The following is a 5,997-nucleotide window of genomic DNA, read 5'->3' on the forward strand; positions in this document are numbered from 1 at the left end:
GTTTTGATGGATAAAAGCATTTGCTGATGTCAACACTATACTTTATTATTTAATTCTGACACATTTTGCCTAATTTTTTAGTCAACTTATTCCATGTATACGTCAAATACTTGTAGTTTTGTATGTACTTGTATAGGTTTGTCTAGTAAATTGTCAACTTAGGACAAGCTCTATGAAGTTGCAGTTAATTTTTTTTACTAACCGCAAAGTACGCAAAGTACACAAAGGAAGACAGTAAATTAAGACGTTAAAGATTTAGTGCAATGTTACAGAGAAATGGTATAGGGATGATTTGTTTGGGAGATAAATAAAGTATACTTGATTTTTATTCTGACTCCTGACTCCTGACTCCTGACTCCTGCTGTACTATCTTTTTCTGTTTTTCCGTTTCCATCTTTTTAGCAATATTCGCAGATAACGAAAATTCAAATAACGCCGATATCGCTGTATTACTTCCTTACCAACAAGTAGCGCACCTAACCAAAATACAATTTCTGCAAAAACCAATAAAGCTGGTACTAATATGGCTTTTTGGGCAACTGCAAGTGGGAGAAATGGTAAAATGAGAGCGATCGCTAACCAGGGTAAAAATGAGACTATAATTAAAACTAAACCCAGCTTTTGCATCTTTTCTGTTAATGACAGAATTTGAGTTTAGTGTTTTTATGTGTTTGGTTGGAGTGGCTTACTTTACATTAATTTTCATCATCACCAAATTGTTAATCCTGTAAATCCTAAAATCCTGGATATCCTGATTCTGACTAATTCTTAATCCCCGTTGTCGCAATACCGCGAATTAACTGCTTTTGTCCAATCAAAAATAATACCATTACAGGAACAGTAGCAATTGTCACAGCCGCCATCATCAGCGGCCAATTATTGGTAAACAGTTCTTGAAATTCTGCTAAAGCCAGTTGTACCGTTCTTAACTCTGGTCTAGTGGTAAATACTAAAGGTTTAAATAAATCATTCCATTCACCAATAAAAGTGAACAAAAACAGAGTTACTAAAGCGGGACGTGCTAAAGGTAACATTACCTGCCATAAAATTTGTAGTCGGTTTGCTCCATCAATGGCAGCAGCTTCTTCCAATTCTACGGGAATTGTCTGGAAATATTGACGTAACAGAAAAATCCCAAAACCATTAACCGCAGTGGGTAAAATTAAAGCCCAGTAAGTATTTATCATGTTTCCCCACTTCAAAACCAGGAAAATGGGAATCACCAATAACTGAAAGGGAATGACTAAAGTGGCCAGTATAACTAGTAGTATTGCTTGTTTACCCCAAAATTTCAGCCTAGCGAGGGCGTAACCAGCCAGGGCAGATGTGATAATCTGAAAAGCTGTAACTGCGATCGCTACTAAGGTAGAATTAGCAAAAGCCAGTAAAAACTTGCCTCGTTCCCAAGCTTCCTGGTAATTGGCCAAAGTCCAGTTATTTTCTCCCCCAACTCCCGGTGTAGCACCCACAGGAGCAAAGGAAGTGAGAACAACCACGAATAATGGTAGTAAAACTATGAATGCTCCTAGCAGTAACAGTAAAAAGCTCCAAAAGTTCGTGTTTTGCCAATTCCAGTTGAGTTTAGACATGGTTGATAACTTCAAAATCATTGGTTTTTCCTAGTCAGACTATAGAAAACGGGGAATAAAGGATGGAAATACTTGACTTTTGGCGGGGTGCTAATTGGTAAAAATTAGTCTAATTACCATAACTTCTTGTTAAGTTAAATTAAACAATAGTGATGATTGCCCACAATTGAGAGGGTGAATTAAATTTCAGTAGCAAAATAATTTAGGGGTACGGAGTCAACCTACTATGCAGCAACTTGTTGAACAAACTCAAGAAATTGATTTTCAGAGCGCAAAATACAAAGATGCTTATAGCCGAATTAATGCGATTGTAATTGAAGGGGAAGAAGAAGCATATCATAATTACATCAGATTAGCTGAACTGTTGCCAAATAGTAAAGATGAACTGATCAAGCTTTCAAAGATGGAAAACAAACACAAGAAAGGCTTTGAAGCTTGTGGACGCAATTTATCAGTTACTCCTGATATACAGTTTGCTAAGAAGTTTTTCTCAGGACTGCATGAAAACTTCCAAAAAGCAGCAGCAGAAGGTAAAGTTGTGACTTGTCTGTTAATTCAATCTTTGATTATTGAATGTTTTGCGATCGCAGCTTATAACATCTACATTCCTGTAGCTGATGATTTTGCCCGCAAAATTACTGAAGGTGTAGTTAAGGATGAATACAGTCATCTAAACTTTGGCGAAGTTTGGCTGGAAGCAAACTTTGAAGATTCCAAAGCAGAATTAGAAGCAGCCAACCGTCAAAACCTGCCTATTGTCTGGCAAATGCTCAACAAAGTAGCTGATGATGCTAAAATCTTGGGCATGGAAAAAGATGCCTTGGTAGAAGACTTCATGATTCAATACGGAGAAGCATTAAGTAACATTGGCTTTACAACCCGTGACATCATGCGTCTTTCTGCCTACGGACTGGCAACCGTTTAGGGACACTGGGGAGTGGGGAGTGGGGACACTTCGACAAGCTCAGTGCATCGCTGGGGACTGGGGACTGGTGACTGGTGACTGGTGACTGGTGACTGGTGACTGGTGACTGGTGACTGGGAAAAAATCAAAACTCCTCAACTCCTGTAACTCCTGACTCCTGACTCCTGACTCCTTTCAGGAATTACTCATTATTCAGACACCTTATATAGTATTTTTAAGAATTAGAGATTATTTCTAATAACCAGCTTTGTATAGGACACGCCTAAAATATCACTAATGTTTGGTCTAATTGGACATCTGACAAGTTTAGAACACGCTCAATCTGTAGCTCAAGAATTGGGATACCCAGAATATGCCGATCAAGGGCTAGATTTTTGGTGTAGCGCCCCGCCGCAAATAGTTGATCACATCACCGTTACCAGCGTAACAGGTCAAAAAATTGAAGGAAAATATGTAGAGTCGTGCTTTTTGCCAGAAATGTTGGCAAATCGGCGGATTAAGGCTGCTACACGCAAAATACTAAATGCTATGGCTCATGCTCAAAAGCATGGTATTGATATTACGGCTTTGGGTGGGTTTTCTTCAATTATTTTTGAGAACTTTAATTTAGAGCAGTTTCAACAAGTCCGTAATGTCACATTAGAGTTTAAACGGTTCACTACAGGCAATACCCATACAGCTTATATTATCTGCCGTCAGGTAGAAGCAGCTTCCCAGCAATTAGGAATAGAACTTTCAAAAGCAACTGTAGCAGTGTGTGGGGCGACTGGTGATATTGGGAGTGCAGTTACTCGCTGGCTGGATAAAAAAACAGATGTCCAAGAACTACTATTGATCGCCCGTAACCAAGAACGTCTGCAAGCACTACAGGCAGAATTGGGACGTGGTAAGATTATGGGTTTAGAAGAGGCACTACCCCAAGCAGATATTGTAGTTTGGGTGGCGAGTATGCCCAAAGGTGTAGAAATTGACCCCACAGTGTTAAAGCAACCATGTTTATTGATTGATGGTGGCTATCCTAAAAACTTAGGGACAAAAATTCAGCATCCAGGTGTGTATGTGTTAAATGGTGGAATTGTGGAGCATTCCCTGGATATTGACTGGAAAATTATGAAAATCGTGAATATGGAAGTTCCAGAACGGCAATTGTTTGCTTGTTTTGCGGAATCAATGTTATTGGAATTTGAGAAGTTATACACTAACTTTTCTTGGGGGCGCAATCAGATTACCGTAGACAAAATGGAATATATTGGTCAACTATCGCTTAAACATGGTTTTAGACCATTATTAGTTTAGGGGCTGGTGATTGGTGATTGGTGATTGGTGATTGGGAAACATGAAAAAAATTGATTACCCAGTCACTATTCCCCAGTCCCCAGTCCCCAGTCACTATTCCCCAGTCCCCAGTCCCCAGTCACTATTCCCTAACTATGGCAACTACTGAACGCAAACCCCTATTATTGGATTTTGAAAAGCCTTTAGCAGAACTGGCTACCCGCATTGATCAAATTCGGCAACTAGCAGATGAAAATGGTGTGGATGTTTCCGGGCAAATTCGCCAACTGGAAACTAGAGCGATGCAACTGCGGGAGGAAATTTTTAGCAGTTTGACACCATCTCAAAGACTGCAAGTGGCAAGACATCCGCGCCGTCCTAGTACATTAGATTACATCCAGGCGATTAGTGATGAATGGATGGAGTTACATGGCGATCGCTGTGGAGGTGATGATCCAGCTTTAGTGGGTGGTGTGGGTCGTTTGGGTGGACAACCTGTGGTGATGTTGGGTCATCAAAAAGGCCGGGATACTAAAGATAATGTCGCCCGGAATTTTGGCATGGCTGCACCTGGAGGCTACCGTAAAGCACTACGGTTAATGGAACACGCCAATAAATTTGGTATGCCCATTATTACCTTTATTGATACCCCCGGTGCTTGGGCAGGGATAGAAGCAGAACATCAAGGACAAGGTGAAGCGATCGCTTATAATTTACGGCAAATGTTTTGTTTTGATGTGCCAATTCTCTGTACCGTCATTGGTGAAGGTGGTTCTGGTGGTGCTTTGGGTATTGGTGTAGGCGATCGCCTGCTGATGTTTGAACACTCGGTTTATACCGTTGCTACCCCAGAAGCTTGCGCTGCTATTTTGTGGAAAGATGCAGCTAAAGCACCCCAAGCCGCAGTAGCATTAAAAATCGTTTCCCACGATCTCAAAAACTTAGGCATTATTGATCAGATTTTACCAGAACCTATCGGTGGCGCTCATTCTGACCCCTTAACCACAGCTACCACCCTCAAACAAGCTTTGTTAGATAACTTGGACGAACTCAACCGCTTAACACCAGCCGAGCGCCGTCAACTGCGCTATGAGAAATTTAGAAAAATTGGTGTGTTTACCGAAATTGCTCAATAAAAATAATAACTATATCTGATTAGCACTTCAACAATGCTATAATTGCCTATAGCTTAAAGATTCTTAACAATCTGACCAGCTATAGGCATTTTTTTGTGTATTCATGAAACAGCTTGATATAAGAGCCTAATTATTCACGTCAAGACTTTCGGATCTGACAGGTAAGGCTAATAACAGGCAATATACCCATATTGATAAACGATTCTAGCAATATTGAGCATAAAATCAACTGATTTTAAGAATTATTTAACTGATTGGGTAGGTAGTGAATAGCAAAACTGCCAAAAAAATTGGAGATACCATGAGTTTTGAGCAGAAAAGACGCGCTTTAATTACTGGTGCAAGCAGTGGAATAGGCAAAGCAACGGCTTTAGCCTTTGCCAAGGCGGGAATAGATGTTGCTTTAGTCAGCCGTTCTCAGGAGAAGTTAGAAGGGGTGGCAGCAGTAGCAAAAGAAATAGGAGTAGAAGCAAAAGCTTTCACCGTTGATCTGGGTAGTGTTGCCCAAGTAAAAACCAAAATTCAGGCGATCGCCGATGAATTTGGCGACATAGACATTTTGGTAAATAATGCCGGTATAGGATACACTGCCAATTTAAGCGATACTTCCTTAGAAGACTGGCAGCGGGTAATAGATTTAAATATTACCAGCGTCTTTCAGTGCATGATGGCAATTGTGCCAGGAATGAGGCAACGAGGTAAAGGGACAATTATTAACATTGCCTCAATAGCTGCCAAACAAGCTTTTGCTGGTTGGGGGGCTTACTGCGTCAGCAAAGCTGGTTTACTCGCCCTTTCTCAAACATTGGCACAAGAAGAACGAGTCCACGGCATTCGTGTAACAGGAATTTGTCCAGGTGCTGTCAATACTGAAATTTGGGATACGGAAACAGTTAATGTTAACTTTGACCGTACCAAAATGTTAACTCCAGAAATAGTAGCTCAGACAATTCTGCACACTGTTTTATTACCACAAGAAGCAGTCATTGAAGAATTAACATTGATGTCTAATGCTGGTGTTCTTTAATTGTTAGGTGACTGGGGACTGGGGACTGGGGACTGGGGACTGGGG

General features: G+C 40.6%; 6 protein-coding genes. 4 read left to right on the plus strand and 2 right to left on the minus strand.

The genetic code is table 11. The features are described 5' to 3' along the window. Positions 1-366: 366 nt before the first annotated feature. Both H5968_RS24430 and H5968_RS24435 read right to left on the minus strand, forming a co-directional pair. Positions 367-627, minus strand: coding sequence for a transporter suffix domain-containing protein (locus tag H5968_RS24430; protein ID WP_187042012.1), 261 nt, complete (start codon positions 625-627; stop codon positions 367-369). A 134-nt stretch (positions 628-761) separates the two neighbouring features. After that, positions 762-1,589, minus strand: a complete 828-nt coding sequence (locus H5968_RS24435; RefSeq protein WP_187042013.1) for a carbohydrate ABC transporter permease — start codon at positions 1,587-1,589, stop codon at positions 762-764. Between the two features lie 226 nt (positions 1,590-1,815). On the opposite strand from H5968_RS24435, the gene H5968_RS24440 reads away from it, so the two are divergent. The 4 genes from H5968_RS24440 to H5968_RS24455 all read left to right on the plus strand — a co-directional run bounded on the left by H5968_RS24440 (position 1,816) and on the right by H5968_RS24455 (position 5,952). Then, the gene (locus H5968_RS24440; protein WP_187042014.1) at positions 1,816-2,514 is read left to right on the plus strand and encodes an aldehyde oxygenase (deformylating); all 699 of its coding nucleotides are present in this window, start codon (positions 1,816-1,818) and stop codon (positions 2,512-2,514) included. Between the two features lie 276 nt (positions 2,515-2,790). After that, positions 2,791-3,810, plus strand: a complete 1,020-nt coding sequence (locus tag H5968_RS24445; protein ID WP_187042015.1) for a long-chain acyl-[acyl-carrier-protein] reductase — start codon at positions 2,791-2,793, stop codon at positions 3,808-3,810. Positions 3,811-3,944: 134 nt separating this feature from the next. After that, the gene (locus H5968_RS24450; protein WP_096567293.1) at positions 3,945-4,925 is read left to right on the plus strand and encodes an acetyl-CoA carboxylase carboxyltransferase subunit alpha; all 981 of its coding nucleotides are present in this window, start codon (positions 3,945-3,947) and stop codon (positions 4,923-4,925) included. 301 nt (positions 4,926-5,226) lie between these two features. Then, a complete protein-coding gene (locus tag H5968_RS24455) occupies positions 5,227-5,952 on the plus strand; it encodes an SDR family oxidoreductase (RefSeq protein ID WP_187042016.1) in 726 nt (241 codons plus the stop codon). The last annotated feature ends 45 nt before the right edge of the window (positions 5,953-5,997 follow it).

Origin of the sequence: Sphaerospermopsis sp. LEGE 00249, from assembly GCF_014299995.1 — a bacterium.
GTDB lineage: Bacteria > Cyanobacteriota > Cyanobacteriia > Cyanobacteriales > Nostocaceae > Sphaerospermopsis > Sphaerospermopsis kisseleviana.